General features: G+C 61.1%; 17 protein-coding genes. All 17 read right to left on the bottom strand.

The genetic code is table 11. From position 1 onward, the window contains the following. Positions 1-55: 55 nt before the first annotated feature. Positions 56-1,159 (bottom strand): DegT/DnrJ/EryC1/StrS family aminotransferase, encoded by a 1,104-nt coding sequence (locus VGB22_03515; GenBank protein ID HEX9750347.1) that lies wholly within the window; start codon positions 1,157-1,159, stop codon positions 56-58. Between the two features lie 51 nt (positions 1,160-1,210). Further along, entirely contained in the window at positions 1,211-1,981 is a 771-nt protein-coding gene (locus tag VGB22_03510) for an acyltransferase (GenBank protein ID HEX9750346.1), read from the bottom strand. After that, positions 1,978-3,033: a Gfo/Idh/MocA family oxidoreductase gene (locus VGB22_03505; GenBank protein ID HEX9750345.1), complete on the bottom strand. Its 1,056-nt coding sequence runs from the start codon at positions 3,031-3,033 to the stop codon at positions 1,978-1,980. The genes VGB22_03510 and VGB22_03505 overlap by 4 nt, the downstream gene beginning before the upstream one ends. Position 3,034: 1 nt before the next feature. Further along, positions 3,035-4,282 carry a hypothetical protein gene (locus tag VGB22_03500; protein HEX9750344.1) on the bottom strand — a complete coding sequence of 416 codons (1,248 nt, stop codon included), beginning with the start codon at positions 4,280-4,282 and terminating at the stop codon, positions 3,035-3,037. Further along, the gene (locus VGB22_03495; protein ID HEX9750343.1) at positions 4,282-5,862 is read right to left on the bottom strand and encodes an SLBB domain-containing protein; all 1,581 of its coding nucleotides are present in this window, start codon (positions 5,860-5,862) and stop codon (positions 4,282-4,284) included. The genes VGB22_03500 and VGB22_03495 overlap by 1 nt, the downstream gene beginning before the upstream one ends. A 152-nt stretch (positions 5,863-6,014) precedes the next feature. Continuing rightward, on the bottom strand, positions 6,015-6,281 hold the full coding sequence (locus tag VGB22_03490; GenBank protein HEX9750342.1) for a hypothetical protein: 267 nt from the start codon (positions 6,279-6,281) through the stop codon (positions 6,015-6,017). A gap of 57 nt (positions 6,282-6,338) precedes the next feature. Next, complete coding sequence (locus tag VGB22_03485; protein HEX9750341.1) at positions 6,339-7,115, bottom strand: sulfite exporter TauE/SafE family protein; 777 nt, start codon at positions 7,113-7,115, stop codon at positions 6,339-6,341. A gap of 15 nt (positions 7,116-7,130) precedes the next feature. After that, positions 7,131-8,807 (bottom strand): S41 family peptidase, encoded by a 1,677-nt coding sequence (locus tag VGB22_03480; GenBank protein HEX9750340.1) that lies wholly within the window; start codon positions 8,805-8,807, stop codon positions 7,131-7,133. A gap of 9 nt (positions 8,808-8,816) precedes the next feature. After that, the gene (gene tmk / locus VGB22_03475; GenBank protein HEX9750339.1) at positions 8,817-9,470 is read right to left on the bottom strand and encodes a dTMP kinase; all 654 of its coding nucleotides are present in this window, start codon (positions 9,468-9,470) and stop codon (positions 8,817-8,819) included. Between the two features lie 94 nt (positions 9,471-9,564). Further along, positions 9,565-10,731: an inositol-3-phosphate synthase gene (locus VGB22_03470; GenBank protein HEX9750338.1), complete on the bottom strand. Its 1,167-nt coding sequence runs from the start codon at positions 10,729-10,731 to the stop codon at positions 9,565-9,567. A gap of 67 nt (positions 10,732-10,798) precedes the next feature. Beyond that, positions 10,799-11,719, bottom strand: coding sequence for a PfkB family carbohydrate kinase (locus tag VGB22_03465; GenBank protein HEX9750337.1), 921 nt, complete (start codon positions 11,717-11,719; stop codon positions 10,799-10,801). Positions 11,720-11,725: 6 nt separating this feature from the next. After that, complete coding sequence (locus VGB22_03460) at positions 11,726-12,316, bottom strand: CDP-alcohol phosphatidyltransferase family protein (GenBank protein HEX9750336.1); 591 nt, start codon at positions 12,314-12,316, stop codon at positions 11,726-11,728. A gap of 132 nt (positions 12,317-12,448) precedes the next feature. Next, entirely contained in the window at positions 12,449-13,273 is an 825-nt protein-coding gene (lgt, locus tag VGB22_03455; GenBank protein ID HEX9750335.1) for a prolipoprotein diacylglyceryl transferase, read from the bottom strand. Between the two features lie 9 nt (positions 13,274-13,282). After that, positions 13,283-14,248 (bottom strand): phosphatase PAP2 family protein, encoded by a 966-nt coding sequence (locus VGB22_03450; GenBank protein HEX9750334.1) that lies wholly within the window; start codon positions 14,246-14,248, stop codon positions 13,283-13,285. A 74-nt stretch (positions 14,249-14,322) separates the two neighbouring features. Then, positions 14,323-15,033, bottom strand: a complete 711-nt coding sequence (gene rsmI / locus VGB22_03445; protein HEX9750333.1) for a 16S rRNA (cytidine(1402)-2'-O)-methyltransferase — start codon at positions 15,031-15,033, stop codon at positions 14,323-14,325. Between the two features lie 21 nt (positions 15,034-15,054). Next, entirely contained in the window at positions 15,055-15,894 is an 840-nt protein-coding gene (locus VGB22_03440) for an NAD+ synthase (GenBank protein HEX9750332.1), read from the bottom strand. Beyond that, complete coding sequence (locus tag VGB22_03435) at positions 15,894-16,796, bottom strand: nitrilase-related carbon-nitrogen hydrolase (GenBank protein HEX9750331.1); 903 nt, start codon at positions 16,794-16,796, stop codon at positions 15,894-15,896. The genes VGB22_03440 and VGB22_03435 overlap by 1 nt, the downstream gene beginning before the upstream one ends. Positions 16,797-16,966 lie beyond the last annotated feature (170 nt).

Here is a 16,966-nt window from a genome sequence, read left to right as displayed (position 1 = left end):
CGTCTGCGATTGCGTGCGGATGAGGAACGCGCCATCGGGTGCGAAAGCGGTCGGTCTAACGGTAGAATTGAATGATCGTGTCGATGATCCGGGATTGCTCGTCGGCCGTCATTTCCGGAAAGATCGGCAGCGACAGTACCTGCTCGCAGGCGCGTTCAGCCCTGGGACAATCGCCGACACGGCCGCCAAACTCGTGGAAACACTCCTGCAGGTGGAGGGCACGAGGGTAATAGATTTCCGAACCAATTCCGGCCGCGGACAGATGCCCACGTAAAGCATCGCGTTTGGCCGTGGCAATCGTGTACTGATGGAAGATGTGATCGGCCGCCAGCGCACGCGTCGGAACCCTGATGTCTCCCACTCCGTCGAGACGCCGATCGTATTCGCGGGCGTGAGCTTGGCGTTGGCGTGACCAGTCTTCCAAGTGAGCCAGCTTGACGTTGAGGACGGCCGCCTGCAACGCGTCCAGACGGGAATTGTACCCGACGATTCGATGGAAGTATTTGGGATTGGCTCCGTGCGCGCGCAGCAACGCCACGCTTTCGGCGATCTCATCGTTGTCCGTGACGACCATCCCGCCGTCGCCGACGCCGCCGAGATTCTTAGTCGGAAAGAAAGAGAGGCAGCCGACATCGCCACATGCACAAGCGCCAACGCCATCATAGTGAGCGCCGATCGCCTGCGCGGCGTCTTCCACGAGCCACAGTCCGTGCTCCAGCGTCAGTTCGCGCAGCGCCGCCATGTCCGCCATCTGACCGTACAGATGTACGGCGATGATCGCGCGCGTGCGGGCGGTGATCTTCGATGCGGCATCGGCAACATCAATGTTGTAGTCGCCGGAATTGATGTCGCAGAATGTCGGCATTGCCCCCAAGCGTGTCACCGAGCTGGCCGTCGAAAAGAATGTGAATGTCGGCAGTATGACTTCGTCGCCGCGGCCGATTCCCAAAGCGTGCAATGCCAGCAATATGGCATCGGAGCCCGATGCGACACCGACGGCGTATTCGACCCCGGACTTGGCGGCGACCGCCCTTTCGAATTCCACCACCTCTTGACCCAGGATAAAATGACTGTGTCCGAACACGCGGTCGATGGCACCGCGGAGTTCATCGGCGATGGCGGCGTGCTGGCGGCTCAAATCGATAATGGGGATCCGCACAAGATTCCTCGTCGTCGACAGATTCTATGCTGCGATCATTCAACGAAATGGTTACTTCGCTTCTTTCACATCGGGCCAGATTTGTGCGTCGAGCAGTTGCTCCGGCGGAACAGGGCGCATCGGCTTGGCGGGTATGCCTGCGACGATTTGCCCGGCCGGTGCATCGGATGTCACCAGCGCTCCCGCCGCGACCAATGCATCCGCCCCGACGCTCTTACCGGGCAATACGACCGCGCCGACGCCGAGGCGGCCGCCGCGCGCTATGGTGACACCCTTGAAGTGCTTGAACCGTTCCTCGGTCCGTCCGACAAAATTGTCGTTGGAGGTCAATGCGCCGGGCGCGACGAAGACTCGGTCGGCCAACGTCGAGTATGCCGTAATGTAGACGTTGGTCTCCAGTTTACAATACCGGCCGATCGTGCAGCGGTTTTCGACCGCCGCACCGCGGCCGACGATGGTGAAATCGCCGATGGTCACATCTTCACGGACCGTGGCGAGATCGGCGATCAAGACCCGTGTCCCGATGGTCGCCCCGCGATAAACGATGGCATGAGTGCCGATGATGCACCCGTCGCCGATCTGTGCCGGGGCCAACTCACGGTCCTTCGTCACCGCCGTGTTCGCGGCGCGCATCGGTGTCTTGCCAATCACCGCGCCGTCGTCAATGCGAACACCGCTGCCGATGATCGTGTCGGCGGCGAGCACAACGTGATGCCCGATTTCACATCCCTGGCCGATCCGGACGTTGGCGCCGACAACGCAGAACTCGCCCCAGCGTGTTCCTTCGCCGACGCGAGCGGTGGGATCGATAATGATGCTCATCGCACCGCTCCGGCCGTGACGCTATGGATCGTGACCGGCGCGCCTCCGTTTTCCAGCGACTGTTGCGCCGCCGCCAGCGCACGCAGCACGCGCAGTCCATCGCGCCCGTCGGAACGCGGGGTCGTCCGGCTGCGGACACATTCGATGAAGTGCCGGCATTCGAGCGTCAGCGGCTGTGTGTTGTCGATGGCGGGAATCTGGATGTTGCCCTGACGCAATGTCAGGTACTCGGCGTAGCTCTCGAAGTTGGAGTTGAGATCGACGCCCTTGTCGTAGATCCGAACTTTCTCATACGGTTCGGTGTCGGAAAAGACCGCCATTCGGCGCTGTCCGACGATGGTGAGCGAACGGCGCTTGTGCGGATCCAGCCAACTGGCATGGACATGGGCGAGTCGGTTTTTGCCGAATTCGAATGTCATGAAGACGACATCCTCGATGCCGGGCCGCAGATAACTATGCCCGACCGCCGTAGCGCTGCGGGGCTCGTCATCGAGCAGGTACGCAATCATGGAGATGTCGTGCGGCGCCAGCGACCACATCGCATTCTCGTTGTCTCGCAACTGTCCCAGATTGACGCGGCGGGCATACAGGTAATAGATGTCGCCGAGCCCGCCCTCGTTGATGCAGTTTTTCAGCCACAGTATCGCCGGGTGATACTCCATGATATGCCCGACCATCAGGATGCGCCCGGCGTTCTCGGCCTGCGCCACCAGCCGTTCGCCGTCGGCCACATCCAGCACGAGCGGTTTTTCGACGAAGACATCTTTCCCATGGGCTATTGCCGCAGCAGCGATATCGTAATGTGATTCCGGCAATGTCGCCACGACGACCGCTTCCACATCACTGGAGAGAATATCATCGACATCGGCGGTCATCACCATGCCGGGGTATTGCGCCGCGGCGCGGTCGCGGGCGGGGGCATGCGCATCGCACGCGATGGGAACGACCGAACCCGCACCCCGCGCAAACTCCCGCAGCAGATTCTTGCCCCAGTTGCCCAGGCCCACGACTCCGATCCGCACGGGCGGCGATGATTCGGACGGCGGCTTCATGTCACGATGTGTCCCGCTTGCGGCGTGGACGAATCTCCTCCCACAACCCGACCACGATCCGATATCGCTCGGGCCGGTTTGCCGCCAGACGATGAACGTACATTTGCCCCAGGAAGAATGCCAGTACCAACGCAAACATCGCGGCGAAGGTCATCAGACCGACCAACGACCGTCGCGGCGCGACTTTGCGTCCGCCGTGCACGGCCCAATCGAGTACAGAGAACGTCGGCGTGTCACGTCGCTCCTGGATGCGCGCGTGTTCATACTGCTGTGCGAGCAGTTCATACAGCGTTTCCGCGACACGGACATCGCGGATCAGTGTGGCCAGTTCCTGTGCCAACTGCGGCACCTCCGAAAGCCCCATGCCGAGAAACGATCGCGTGGAATCGTGCGATTGTGACGCCTCCCAGTCGCGCAGACTGCGCGTCGTTTCGTTGATGCGCGTGCGCAGCGCGCGCACGCGCGGATGTTCGGGCGCGAGCGTCTCCTCCAGCACCGACAGTTCGATTTGATCCGACGTGATCTGCGCCCGCAGCCGGGCGGCGTTCTCGACTAACGCGGTGACTTCCGCATCCAGCGCGATCGTGCGGTGGGTATTTTGGAAGCGCTCGAGTGCAGCGGCGGCCGAATCGAGCTGGACCGTTGTTTCCGCAAGGCGGCCCTCGACGAATTCGCGCGTGCGGCGCGCCTTGGTGTTGGCGATTTCCTGATTGATGAGATCAGCGGAGGCAACCAGACTGTTGACCAGTGTATCGGCGAAGTGGCGATCGTGGTCGTCGTACATGACGTCGATGATGCCGGTCGGTCGCACCCGGACGATCGTCCGCGTCAGCAGCTGTGAGGAGGCCAGTCCGGCGGGTACATTCCAGCGGGCCGCGAGGCGCTCGCGCGAAGTCACCGCATCTCGAACCGTTTGTGAGGTCAGAACGGCGGCCAGGATGTCGGACGGAGTGGCCATAAAGGGCAGCGCCATCTCACTGCCGAACATCCCTGGCGGCAGCCCGGACATCACTTCCGTCATGCTTTGAAAGTTCCGTTCCGGCGGGAGGATTGTGACCTGCGAACGATACGTATTCGGGAAGAGAAATGAGAGGAGAACGACGGCGAGAGACATCAGCAACGGATACTGTATCAACCGCTTGCGATGGGCGACCAGTAATCCGACGAACGACCAGGGTCCGCTCTCCCCGTTGCCGGTTCGCATGTCGCCGGACATCCGGGTCGCCGGTGATTCCTGCGGAACACTCATCAGTTGGTCGCCTGATCGATGACGAGATAAATGGTCGCGAGACTGGAGAACACGACCAACGTCTCACGAACCGATGCCCACAGATTTCGCGGGCGCCTGGTCGGTATCACAATGGTGTCGCCGGGTTCGATGGAGGCGATCTTGCTGCGCCTGATAGCAGCTCCGGTGGCGCCCTTCAGGAGAAAGGTGCGTCCGCGATCCGCCTGCCACGAAAACCCGCCTGCGCGATTGAGATAGTATTGCAGATCGGCACCGTCTTCATGTGGGACCAATCCGGGTTGAGCGACGCGTCCGAGAACATTAACCGTCGGCGATCTCCTGGGGATCCAGATGCGATCACCGTCGAAGAGGGCAATGTTGAACGCCTCGTCGCGGTCTACGATCAGCCGCTTGAAGTCCGTCACCACGCGCCCCGGAATCGCCAATGCGTCCGCCAGCATCCAATCATTCTCGGTGCGCGAGCGCAGGTCGGCGGGAATGACCGACAGGCGGCCACGCGTGTCCTGCGACCAGTTCGGGATTTGCGTGCGCGTCACGAACGCATGCTCGAGGTCCGCATACTGTGTGATGCCCCCCGCCGAGTCGATCACGGCTTTCAGCATGACGCTATCGCCGGTGAAAACGTATTGTCCCGGACGATACACTTCACCGATGACCTCGACCGCCTCCTTGGGACGGTAGTCCACACGCGCGCGCACGATCAGCCGGTCGTCGGCTCTCAGGGGCGTCTTTCGCCAGTCGGAATACGATGACCCTGGGGGCCAGGTATAGTGACGCGCGCTGTCTACGTCGGGGAGAAACCGCCACAATTCCACGTTGTTGGTGTCGGCATCCGACGTCAGTCCGTAGGCAAGATCCAACAGGTCGCCTACGGAATCCCCGGGCAGGAAATCGAATGTGGCCTGTTCAAAGACGGCCCCGGAGACGCTGATCGTGCTGAACTGAATATCGCGCGAGGGCACGAACAGGACATCCCCCTCGGTCAGGTACGGATTGGCCTGCAAGAATCCGCGACGTTCGAATGCGTCGAGGTCCACGAGGCGTTGGCCGCCCCGCCGCCGCAGTTCAATGCCGCGTCGGCGCGCCGTGGCGGACAACCCCGCCGTGGTCAGCGCTTCGGACGCGCGCGTGTTCGCAGAGACAACATAGAGTCCGGGGATGTTGACGGCGCCGGATACCGCAACACGAAAGCGACGGATTTCGGTCAGGGTCACAGTCGCATTTGCCTTTGAATAGTACGAGCGCAACCGTTCGATGACCGCGCTCTTCAGTTGCGCCAAGGTCATCTCGGATACGGAAATCTCGCCGATCGTCGGGACGATCACGGTCGCCTCCGGCGTGATCATCACCGAGTATTGCTGCGGGCGCTCGGTCCAGATATTGATGGCAAGCACATCTCCGGGGCCGACACGGTATTCGACCGGATCGACGACTTGATCGAGGTAGGCGCGCATTTCGGGCGCGGTTTCACGACGTGGTACCGTCTCGTTTTCAGAATCGGGCTTCGTGGCATCGGATGGCATTGGAATCTGCGCCAGGGCCGGCGGAGAGAGGGTGGTCGTGCAAAAGAGCGAGAGCATGATAACTGCAACGACGCGGGTCCTCTGCCTGCCTAACTTGCATCGGGATTTGTGGTGTCTCATTGCCGTCCCATTTACTGAATAAGAGCGTGCGGGATCAAGTACCGCTTTCATCGGATACGGCGAGAGGGGATGCGTGGCGGCATCCGGCCTCAAGGGCGCACCAGGAACCAGATTACCGACAGGACGATGGCAATCCCGATGGCCAGCCACCCGCCGCCGACCCGCGATCGAGTACCAACTCGGAAGATGCCGGTTACCAAGAGCCCGATGACCGGGACGGCCCACAGACCGAGCAGCGCGATGTTCGACAATGTGAACGACACGGATTGCGGATTTGCCGTTTCAATCGGCGTAGAGCGGATGATCGGCTGTATGATCGCGATCGCCAGGAGGACCGCGACCAGCGCGGTCCCCAACCGGTAGACGTGATTCGATGGCGCACGTGGGTTGATGACCGGCCTCCGATTGATCGATCATGCACCGTTGCCGTTGAGGGCACGCCAGATGACCCGCAATGCAAAGGCGAGCAACAGCAGGGCAAAGACACGCCGCAGCGCCAAAGCCGACCAGCGACGCTGCATCGCCGCGCCGATGATTGCGCCCGGCAACACACCGGCCACCAAGAGCGTTGTCGCCTCGGGGACAAGCTGACCCTGAGCAAAGTAGATCGATCCCGCCATGCAACTGGTTATACCGATCATGAATGCAGACGTCGCCAACGCCCGACGGGTCGGCAGCAACAGGACACTCGACAACAGCGGGACTATCATCACGCCGCCTCCCAGGCCGGCAATACCAGACACGGCCCCGACCAATACGAAGGCCGGAATGGACTGCCACATCCGACGCCTGCGAGACAGTAACCGGTCAGAAAGAGAATCCGCGCTGTCCCGCTCTGGACGCCACATGCGAATCCCGGCAATGACGCAGACGACGCCAAAGAGAATGGCAACCAGAATGGTCGGCGTACTGCGCATGGAATAGGCCCCGATTCCGCTTCCCACCAGGGTCGCGCCACCCATCATGACGCCGGTGTCCCAGTCGACCAGTCCCTCCGATTCATATCGCGCCGTTGCCGGAATGGAAACGGCCACCGTGCAAAAATGGCTGGCCGCGACCGCCGCCGTCATGGGCCAACCGAGAACTCCGAACAAGACAGGGACTGTGATGAAGCCGCCCCCCACTCCCAATGTCGCCCCGGAGATCCCCACGACGATGCCCAGTGCGAGCAATAAGATGAAGTCAGGCATGGTCGATTCGGCCGGCTATTCGGCCGCGCGCGCAGAAACAGCGGCGGCACTCTTCGAACGACCCAGCAGTCGTTCGTACGCGTCGATGACTTCCAGAAGGTCGCGCGCAATCATGCAATCGGGATCCAGATCGAAGTAGGATGACAACTCCGCCGGGTCGGGGCGTTCGTTGTTGAGCAGATGCTGCTCCCAGATGCGTTGCAGCAGTCGATCCGACTCCCGCGCGAACAGCAGGCGACTGTCTGAGTCCCAGGCATCCCCAAGGGCGTCACGCAGCGTCGCGAATCCAGAGTCGTCATGAATCGTGCCGGACTCGGAAACGCGCTTGATCTCCGCAATCAGGTCCCCACCGGTCGCGACTGGAATACGGCCCGTCTGAAGACACCAGTCCCAAAGCGACTCCAGGACGTCCTCCGAGTCATAAATCACGTCCCCGAATTGATCGGACAATACCATCGTCTCGAATTCTGAAAACCCGCCGCTCTCCGCCAGCGCCAGCTCCCAGGGCCCCGGTTCGGCGACGAGGACCGCCGTATCGGGATTGATCCCCCGCCCGGGCGCCCAACGGCCTTCGGGATCCGATTCGTCAGTCAACGCGGCAGCCCACATCTCCCGCGCGACCGGCGCGCCCGATGGTGATTCGAGTATCGCGGTGGAGAGGCGCAGCATGCCGGCGTCGGCGATGGGAAACATCGATTGCGCCCAACTCTTGCCGAAGCTGGCGCGTCCGATGCTGATGGCTCGGCCGTGATCATGCAATGCGGAGACGAGGACTTCGGCCGCCGATGCCGATGCTTCGTCGATCAGGCAGATCAGGGGCCCTGTGTATTGCCCTGGCGTCGAATCGGTGACAAACTCCAAAACGGCCCGGGAGCTCCTCGCCCGCAGTCGGCAAACAACCGATGCGGGCGGCAGGAAACTCTCCGCCCCGGCGACTGCTTCTTCCAGCAACCCGCCGGGGTTGCCCCGCAAATCGAGCACCAAGCCGATCGGTTCGGCCATGGCCAGATCGGCCATGAGCGCCGCCAGTCGATCGCCTGAGCCTTCAGAAAACTGCGCCCAACGGATATAGGCGATCCCCGACAAATTGACTCCCGCGACCGGGAATGGCGTGACCGTAATGCGTCGTCGGTACAGCGTGACGTGTCGTGTCTGGTCCGTGGTCGATTCGAGAAACAGGGTGACCGGTTCGTCGACATCTCCGCGCATCGCCTCCACGACTTCGGAGACGGTCTTACCACTCATGGGAATGCTGTCGATCCGCAGGATTCGATCTCCGGCACGGATCATCGCATCCGACGCAGGGCTCTGCGGATAGACGTGGACGATGACCACATTGGGACGAGCCACGCGAAACTCGACACCGATGCCGACATAACTGCCGCCGGTTTCCTCAGCGAAATACTCGTATTCATCCGGCGGCATGAAAGCCGAGAAGGGATCGAGCGTCGAGATCATCCCCTCGGCGGCGGCCTCGAAGAGCGCGTGTGGTTCGGGCAAGACCGCGGCTCGAGATAATATCAGATTCGCCGCCGCGGTCAGGATCACGCTGGACTGATAACGCCGGTCACCGCGAATCCAGAAGGCGCCGGCGACGATCAGGGCAACTGTGAGGACGGCAATGACAAGACCGGCGACCGTCGGCGGACGAAATGGCGAAATCTGCGAGGATTGAGGTTCAATGCTCTCCATGCCGACAACTCACCGTCTGCGGGCTCGCTTGTTGAGCCGATCAATTGCGGCCAGCGCCTCGTTGTACACGGCATTGGCGCCGATGCCCGAATCGATGACGAGCTGTCGTGTCCCGCCTTTTCCGAATCGTGCGTATGCGCGGCGAACACGGGCAAAAAACGGCGCCGTTTCTCGTTCGATTCGGTCGCGCCGGCGCGATGGATGACGTCGCGCACGTTGCTGCGCGGCGGTGACACCCAGGACGATCGTCAGATCGGGTCGCAACCCGTCACGCGCCAGATCATCAGCCGCACGGACGGTCTTAAGCGGGAGGCGACGTCCGCCTGATTGATACGCCAACGTCGAAAGGGAAAAACGGTCGGCGATCACGATGGCGCCCAGATTCTTCGCCGGACGGATCACTTCGTCGACTAATTGCGCTCGTGCGGCGAGATACAAAAAGAGCTCAGAACGGGCATTGATCGCGGCTTTGGGGTCGAGAAGAATCCGGCGAATGCGTTCGGAGACACGCGTCCCGCCGGGTTCGCGCACGGCGCAGACAGCGCAGCCGATGTGTCGGTAGTGGGCCATCAGCCGCCGCGCCAGCGTCGTCTTCCCGGATGCATCGGGACCTTCGACGACGATGAAGAGTCCGCGTCGGCGAGAATGCGACGGTATCGTCATTGGTCGTGCATAAACGAAAAAGGGCCGTGATCGGCCCTTTCCCTTAAGATGAACTGTGATGGGCTCACCGGCACAGTGTCCACGATGCGGATGATTACGACTTGACGCCGACCGCGGCGCGCGGCCCGACCGGTTCCAATTCCGGCTGTTTGGCGCGTTGCGGCTTCGGAATATCCGTGCGCCTATACGTTTCGATGAACTCTTCGGTCATGCGCCGCGCCTCCTCGTCGGTGTACTGGATCGGGGGCGATTTCTTAAAGTAGGCCGATGGTCCGGTCAGCGCTCCTTTGATCTTGTGATCGAGTGCCAGCTTGCAGCAACGAACCGCGTCGATGACGACGCCGGCCGAATTCGGCGAATCCCAGACTTCCATTTTCATTTCGATATTGAGCGGGACCCCGCCGAAGGTCTCCCCTTCCATGCGGATGTACGCCCACTTGCGGTCGGTCAGCCAGGCCACATAGTCAGACGGGCCGATGTGGATGTTATCCTCGCCAAGATCGTAGTCGAGCTGCGAGGTCACCGCGTTGGTTTTGGAGATTTTCTTCGATTCGAGGCGCGAGCGTTCCAGCATGTTGTAGAAGTCGGTGTTGCCGCCGACATTGAGCTGGGACGTGCGCAGCAATTTGACGCCTCGTTCACGAAACAGGCGGGTCATGACGCGATGGGCGATGGTGGCGCCGACCTGTGACTTGATGTCATCGCCAATGACCGGCAAACCCTTCTTTTCAAAGCGGCTCTGCCAGTACTTTTCCCGCGCAATAAAAACCGGGATGCAGTTGACGAAGCCGCAGCCGGCCTCCAATACCTGCTCGACATACCATTTCGTCGCTTCCTCGGAACCGACGGGCAGGTAGTTGACAACAACATCGGTGCCGGTCTCGCGCAGGAGCTTGACGATGTCGACCGTGTCGCCGGGCGCCTTCTCGATGATGCGGGACAGGTACAGGCCAAGGCCATCGTGTGTCATGCCGCGTTGAACGGTGAGACCGGCCTTCGGGACTTCGCAGAACCGGAATGTGTTGTTGGGCTTGGTGTAGATGGCCTCGCTTAAGTCCTTGCCGACTTTGTTGCGGTCGATATCGATGGCGGCCACAAACTCGATGTCGGAGATGTGGTAGCCGCCAAGGTTGACATGCATCAGTCCCGGCACGAACTCGTCGCTTTTGGCATTCCGGTAAAAGTGGACCCCCTGCACGAATGACGAAGCGCAGTTTCCCACACCGATAATTGCGACACGCACTTTCGATGACGATGACATCGTTACTCCTCTCAACGGCACAGGCGGCACACCGGCCGGCCTGTGCGAGATCAATCAGATTCCGTGGTCAAACACCCGAGAGAGCGGGTGCTGATGCTTCCAGTACGACCGACCGCGACAGCGTGTCCATGGCCGAGCGCGTCATCGAGAACTCCGGGCCGCAAGACCGAATCATCGTCGAGGACACCGCGGTGGCCAATCGACCGGCGTCGGCCCAGTTGATTCCGACCGAACGCGCATACATCAGCCCGCCGGCATACGAATCGCCGGCGCCGGTCGAGTCGATGGCACACGTTGGGATTGCCTGGATGCGCCAACTGCCCTCGTCGTTGACGATGTATGAGCCCAATTCGGCCAGCGTGATCACCACCGTCGGTATGCCCCAACTCTTTAGCATCGACGCGGCGCCGTCGAGATCACGGCGCGGATCGATTCCGGTCAGAGTCTCGGTTTCCAGTTCGTTCGGTTTGACAATATCGAACAAAGCGCAAATCGCTTCAATCCCTTCAGGTTTGAAATGCTCGATGAATCCGTCCTTGCCGATCCGGCGCAGAAGACCCTGCGGATCCAAGAGCATCGTGGCATCGGTACGATGGCGGATGTCACGGATTAAATCAAACGGCGTCTCCTGCATGACCGGGCCGATGAAGACGAAATCGGCATCATCGATGGCGTCGTTGGCCGCGCCGATCGGCTCCGCCACGCCCAGGACTTGCAGATCGCGGCGACCTTGTGCGTCGTACGTCAGTCGGAACCCCCCGGTCTGCGCACACGGTTCCGTCTGCGTCACAATGCCATCCAGCGCCATGACAGCGGAGTAGTCAGCGAGGTGATCACGGCCACTCCGTCCGGTGACATGCACGGTGCCGCCGAGTCGTGCGTAAACGAGCGCGGCATTGGTCGCGCACCCGGAGAGCACGCGGCCGCGCGTTTCGACCCAGGGGGTGCGGATCACATCGTAAACGGGATTTCCGTAGGCGGCCAACATATCGGCTCAGGCCCTCTTCTGGAGTTCCTGGTATGTAAACACGAGGCGCTGAATAGTGGTCACCAGCGAGATTACCGTGACCACGATCATCGCCACCGTCAGGGCCTGGTATGGCCAAAAAATCTCGCAGACCGCTCCGGCGATGATAATGGCAAACTTTTCCAATCGACCGGCGATTCCGACGGCGCACGTCGGGAGCCCGCCTTTGGATTCGGCGACCGCGCGGACGTACGATGACGACCACATGGCAAACAACGCCAACAGCCCCCAGCCGGCCGCGACGTGACCGGACATGACGATTCCGGCAATGACGAGGAACTCACCGGCGCGATCGACGGTGTGGTCGAGCACGCCGCCGAATGTCGTGCCGAGATTGCCGGCTCGGGCCGTGGCGCCGTCGAGCATATCCCAGAGCGCGGCCAACAGCATCAGCACAACGCCGGGAATAAACCACTCGTGCCAGAATGCAACCGCCGCGACCGCTCCAGTCAGAAGGCCGAGCACGGTCAGGATGTTGGGAGTCAGCCCCAGTTTCAGGCAAACACGACCGTATGGGATGGAGAACGCCTCATACGATGGCCGTCGCTCGTGATGCATGATGAATATCCCCGCCGTCGGGTCCGCCCTCATCTTTGTCGTTGGGCGACAGCGTGTTGGGTGAACACGGCGCGGGACTTCCGAATATATCCGAGGGCGATTCCGGGGGTCAAGACGTTTCCCCCTTGGTTCCTAACTGGCTTGCGCCGTATCGCTTGGAGCCCGCTGGGCCGTGCGGCGGTGGAACAGGAACATCAGCCCGACGACCAATAGCCCCAGTCCGACAATCTGGTTGTAAGTCACACGTGAAGCGCCCGATTCCAGCAGCATCTCCCCTTCGTAATAGCGCAATGGTTCGATGGCGATGCGCATGATCGACTCCAGGACAAAAAACAGTCCAATCGTACGTCCTGCGCGGTACCACTTTCGGTTTACGAACGACAGCAGCACGAATAAAGCCAGACCGTACGCCGAGGAATACAATTGGGTCGGGTGGACCGCTTCGGCACCAAAGACGGCATGCACCGGTGAGTCGGCCGGGAAACGAACACCCAGGAACGAATCGGTCGGGACGCCGAAGCAGCAGCCATTGAGGAAACAGCCGATTCGTGTCAGAAAAATGCCGAAACCCACTGCCGGTACCACCGCGTCCAGCCCGGCGGCAATCGAGATTCGCCGGCGACGCAGATACAGGGCGCCGGCGATCAATCCGAGCACCAACCCTCCCTGCAGGTTCAGGCCGGCAATGCCGAAGTTGCCATCGTTGCCGAATGGGTTGATGATCGACAGCGGGTGGTCGGTGAAGTAATCGAGGTGATAGAGAACGTAACCGAGCCGTCCGCCGATCACTCCGAACAAGATGAGCACAAACGCGAGATTCGCGATGCGTTCCGGATCGAGTCCGATCACACGGGCCTGACGACGGACAATCCACAACCCGATCAGAAAGGACAGCGCGAGTGTGACGCCGTAGGCGCGAATCGCCATGGGACCGACATGGAAAAACTCAGGGCACATTGTCTGATTCTAACCCGGAGAAGCGGTTACCGTTGACACGCGCGTTTGCCTCGATTGCTCCCCGCTGCTCGTGCCTGCTGTTCTCTCGTGAGCGGAGCGGTCATCGATACGGGCCGACACAAGATACGCGGCGACTCCGATCAATGCCCCGATCACGACATCGCTGAGGTAATGGAAGCGCCCCCACATTGTCGCAATCACCAATGTCGCCACGAACGGTAAGAGCACCCATGCCAGGCGCCGACGGATACGCCACATCCAAAACATCACGACCAACGCCACCGCTGTGTGCGAGGACGGCATGCAGCCGCCGTGGATGGCACCCGTGTCGATCACCATGTTCACCAGCGGCACGAACAGCCATCCCTCCAGCCCCGGTGACAGCCGGTCGGCCAGAAAGTAGCGTGGTCCTTCCAACGGATAAAGGACAAACCCGATATAGGAGATGACAAAGGCGATCGAACAGCCCAAAAGGATACGCCGCACCTCGCGAATCCGTCCGGTTAAGTGCAGCGGCAGCACGGTGACGAACAACAGCGGGTAATAGCTGAAGTATCCCATCATCATCCACTCGTTGATCCACGGCGACTCAAACTGTGTCAGCCAGATGTTCGGATCGACGCCGAAAAGAGCGTTTTCGAGCGCGACAATCTGCCGATCGAGGAACCCGGGAAACACCCAGTGGACCGCCACTTGCGTTTGCAAATAGAGAAAAGGGTACAGCAAGACGGGATAGAGCTGACGGATGAATCCGCGGACGCCCGCAGTGCGGCCGCCCCAGTTTATGATGGTGAGAAATATGAGGAAGAGGAGCGCACAATGAATCAGGACCCTCGGCCAGAACGACGCATTCCCGAAATCGAAGACCGCCAGACCGAGCGTAAACGCGAATATGTACGCCGCCATCAAGCGGTCCAGAATGGACGCGCGCTCAATGTAGCGTCGCCACAGGTTGTGCGATCGGCTGTGTTGCATGGCGTGCGAAGGTACGCTGACTGCGCGCGGGTATCAACCGGCGAGCGTCGGCTCGAACAGTTACGGTGGGAGAATCAGTCCGATGCCCCCGCTACCGCGAGAACAATTTCTCCACGCAGGGTATGCGATTCGGCCCATTGGCTCAGTTCGGCGAGCGTGCCGTGACGGATTTCTTCGAATCGTTTAGTCAGCTCGCGGCCGAGGCAGGCGCGCCGCTCACCCCACGCGCCATATAATTCGGCCAAGAGACGAACAATGCGGTGCGGGGATTCAAACAACACGATCGTACGCGGCTCTATGGCCAACTCAGCGATCCGACGCTGTCGCTTCCCAGAGCGCATCGGCAGGAATCCTTCGAACACAAACCGGTCGGTCGGCAGCCCGGCAACCGACAGAATCGCGGTCACCGCTGACGGTCCGGGGATCGGCACAACGCGCGCTCCGGCATCGACGGCGGCGGTGATGAGATTGTAACCGGGATCGGAGATGGTCGGCGTCCCGGCGTCGGAAATCAGCGCGATCGTCTCACCAGCCGCCAGGCGGAACAAAAGGGCGGGGACTTGCCGGCGTTCATTGTGCTCATGGAGAGACTGCAAGCGCGACTGAATGTCATGGCGCGACAGGAGGATCCGCGCCCGTCGCGTGTCCTCACACAGGATCAGCTCGACCGAACGCAGAATCTCGGCCGCCCGAAGGGAGAAGTCATCGAGGTTGCCGATGGGTGTCGCGACGACGTAGAGAATGCCGGATTGGCCGGCATCGGCTGACGGAGTGCGAGTGGACATAGATCGCGGGCCGACGCGGGTTTAATGTCCCCAGTCGCGGGCGAGATGGAAATCGATGCCGACCGTCTTGAGCGAAATCTTGGGAATGGCAGGTAGTGAGCGTTTGAACTGACTGGCGGTCACACGCCGGATGATGTCGCGCACCATCGTTTCCTTGAATCCGACTCCCAACGTTGCTTCCAGTGAGAATTCCCGGTCGACCAACAGATAGAGCAGCTTGTCGATCGTTTCATAGTCGTAGCCGATCTCCCCTTCGTCGGTTTGCCCAGGCCAGAGATCGGCGGACGGCGGCTTGTCGATGATGCGCTGCGGCAGCGCGAGAAACGATGCCATCTCGCGGACCTGGGTTTTGAACAGATCGCCGATGGGATTGACCGCAGAGGCGAGATCGCCATACCACGTGCCGTAACCCAACAGCAACTCCGTTTTGTTCGATGTGCCGATGACCAACGCGTGGTGTCGGTGTGAGTGATCAAACAGGCGAATCATACGGAATCGCGCCGCGGCATTGCCGATTCGCACGCGATCGACACCTGTTGTGCCATCGAAGAGAGCATGCTCCATGGCGTCGATCGGCTCGACCAGCAGGCGAACGCCGCACTGTTTCGCGACCAGACGGGCATCCTCCAGACTGGCTTTGCTCGATTCCGCGCTCGGCATCGCCAGCGCGGTCACATGGCGCGGCCCCAGCGCCTCCGCGGCCACAGCGACTCCCAGAGCCGAATCCAGCCCTCCCGATAGTCCGATGACGGCGGCGTAGAAACCCTTCTTATGGAATTGATCGACGATGAAATTGCAGATGACGCCGACGGCCTGCGCGTCATCCAGCGACAGATCGATATCGTCGATGGTGCGGATCATCAGTCGGTGCCGCCGGCCACGATCGGATTGGGCGGACGCTGGGCCACGTCGCCGTCGCTTCCCATGCGCAGCCGCCACATCTCCTGCAGCACGAATCCAGGCCGCCCCTCTTTCAGATGCGGGAACAGTGTGCGCGCCCGGGAGACAGTCTCCAAATCGATATCGCAGATGGCGCGCTGCGGCTCGTACGTCGGCATCGACAGCAGCTCGTCGCCAAAGGGATCGTACACGTGCGACCCGCCCCAGAATGTCAGCCCCTCCTCTGTCCCCACGCGATTGACGAGGATGGTGACCAACCCCAACAGTCGCGCGTGCGCTCTCTGCGCCAATCGGAATGACTCCTCGGCCGACATGGAGCCATCGGAACGAATCCCCCGCATCGGCGATGCGGAGATGGTCACCAACACACGGGCGCCTGCCTGTTCGAAGAGATACGCCGCCGCCGGATGCAGCGCGTCAAAGCAGATCAGAACACCGACCCGTCCCCACGGCATCTCAAACGGCGACACACGATGCCCGGATGCAAAGAAGCGCTTCTCATCGAACATTCCATAGTTGGGCAGGAACAGCTTGCGCTGCACGCCCTGGACTCGTCCGTCACGGATGTAAGCGGCAGAATTATAGAACTGCCCGTCCGTCGACTTCTCGACGAATCCGGCAATGACCCCGAGCGATCCGGCCGACTCCGCCAGCTTCTTTAAGTGACGCCCCTGGGCGGCCAGCGCCACATGCGGGACCATGCCGCGCACGTGGTACCCGGAAAGTGACAATTCCGGGAAAATCAGCAATTCCGCTTTCTTGCTTTTCGCCCAGCGGACCGCATCCTGGTGTGACTTGATATTGGCGTCGATGTCGCCCAGGACCGGGGCCATCTGATCGATTGCAACGCGAAGTCGTTTCATCGTGTGTATTCCGCCGTCAGGGTGCCGGGAATCTGACCCAAAACCGCCTCGCCGTCAAGCGCCTCACGACGATTTCGTACTGACAAAAACGGTCAGTCATCTTGTACACAAAACGATTGACCCCATTGCCGTCGCGTCTTTTGATACGGCATCCGAGGCAGGGGCGGGGC

The organism is Candidatus Zixiibacteriota bacterium, from assembly GCA_036397555.1.
Classification (GTDB): Bacteria; Zixibacteria; MSB-5A5; order WJJR01; family WJJR01; genus DATKYL01.
This window is presented reverse-complemented; position numbering and strand designations above follow the sequence as displayed.

What these genes read in the sequence shown, in the direction of transcription:
- VGB22_03465 (HEX9750337.1), bottom strand. Translation starts at nt 11,719, where the DNA reads ATGTTGGCCGCCTACGGAAATCCCGTTTACGATGTGATCCGCACCCCC.
- VGB22_03480 (HEX9750340.1), bottom strand. Translation starts at nt 8,807, where the DNA reads ATGGAGAGCATTGAACCTCAATCCTCGCAGATTTCGCCATTTCGTCCG.
- VGB22_03470 (HEX9750338.1), bottom strand. Translation starts at nt 10,731, where the DNA reads ATGTCATCGTCATCGAAAGTGCGTGTCGCAATTATCGGTGTGGGAAAC.
- VGB22_03500 (HEX9750344.1), bottom strand. Translation starts at nt 4,282, where the DNA reads ATGAGTGTTCCGCAGGAATCACCGGCGACCCGGATGTCCGGCGACATG.
- VGB22_03495 (HEX9750343.1), bottom strand. Translation starts at nt 5,862, where the DNA reads ATGCTCTCGCTCTTTTGCACGACCACCCTCTCTCCGCCGGCCCTGGCG.
- VGB22_03505 (HEX9750345.1), bottom strand. Translation starts at nt 3,033, where the DNA reads ATGAAGCCGCCGTCCGAATCATCGCCGCCCGTGCGGATCGGAGTCGTG.
- VGB22_03460 (HEX9750336.1), bottom strand. Translation starts at nt 12,316, where the DNA reads ATGCATCACGAGCGACGGCCATCGTATGAGGCGTTCTCCATCCCATAC.
- VGB22_03440 (HEX9750332.1), bottom strand. Translation starts at nt 15,894, where the DNA reads ATGATCCGCACCATCGACGATATCGATCTGTCGCTGGATGACGCGCAG.
- VGB22_03510 (HEX9750346.1), bottom strand. Translation starts at nt 1,981, where the DNA reads ATGAGCATCATTATCGATCCCACCGCTCGCGTCGGCGAAGGAACACGC.
- VGB22_03435 (HEX9750331.1), bottom strand. Translation starts at nt 16,796, where the DNA reads ATGAAACGACTTCGCGTTGCAATCGATCAGATGGCCCCGGTCCTGGGC.
- rsmI (HEX9750333.1), bottom strand. Translation starts at nt 15,033, where the DNA reads ATGTCCACTCGCACTCCGTCAGCCGATGCCGGCCAATCCGGCATTCTC.
- lgt (HEX9750335.1), bottom strand. Translation starts at nt 13,273, where the DNA reads ATGTGCCCTGAGTTTTTCCATGTCGGTCCCATGGCGATTCGCGCCTAC.
- tmk (HEX9750339.1), bottom strand. Translation starts at nt 9,470, where the DNA reads ATGACGATACCGTCGCATTCTCGCCGACGCGGACTCTTCATCGTCGTC.
- VGB22_03450 (HEX9750334.1), bottom strand. Translation starts at nt 14,248, where the DNA reads ATGCAACACAGCCGATCGCACAACCTGTGGCGACGCTACATTGAGCGC.
- VGB22_03485 (HEX9750341.1), bottom strand. Translation starts at nt 7,115, where the DNA reads ATGCCTGACTTCATCTTATTGCTCGCACTGGGCATCGTCGTGGGGATC.